Source organism: Vibrio sp. 2130-1 (assembly GCF_033339515.1).
Genome location: NZ_JAWOUT010000432.1, coordinates 1 through 622, shown reverse-complemented (window position 1 = coordinate 622; position 622 = coordinate 1). Strand labels below are relative to the sequence as shown.

At 49.2% G+C, this 622-nt stretch carries 1 protein-coding gene; it reads right to left on the bottom strand.

The window, feature by feature from the left end; translation table 11 throughout:
- On the bottom strand, window positions 1–592 hold a 592-nt coding region (locus R7Q09_RS26670), incomplete at its 3' end, for a putative manganese transporter (protein WP_318144011.1).
- Between the last annotated feature and the right edge of the window lie 30 nt (window positions 593–622).

The window sequence follows — 622 nt, the reverse complement described above, 5'->3', positions numbered from 1 at the left end:
AAGGCGTGTATCGCTCGCTTTGATGCTGACAACAATGGTGGTGGGCGCTCGCTTGCTTTGGCTCGGGGCGTAGAAAATCATCAGGATGAAATGCGTTGACGATCAAACCCGAAACCGTACCTACCACAATGCCAAGTGCGACGACGCCAACGCCGACGGACGGTTTTGCCGCGAGTAACAAGAATGCCGCATCGCCCATGGTTGATGTCAGTACGGCTACGATTGCGCCAAATCCTACTCGTCCACTAATAAATTGAGTCGTAACAACAATAGCGCCGCCACAGCCCGGAAGCGCACCGAGTAGGGCTGCAAAAAACACCTGATGATGACGAGAGCGATGATAGAGCTGAGTGATGCGATTCGTCTTCGACATAAAGTTGGAGAGGTAATGATAAATCGCCAAGGTTGCTGCGACATAACAAGATACTGCCCAGAAAGAATGGGAAAGCGTGGTCACTGTGATCTCTCGGGTGTTCTCATTCGCTAATAAGACAAGCATGATAATGGGGATAAGCAGTCGCTTATAAGCTAACTGGAACTGAGTTGGCTGAAATAGCTGCTGTGCGGAGTGCAAAAATCGGGTCGCGTTCATCGTTAACTCAAATGCAAATGGTAATAATTA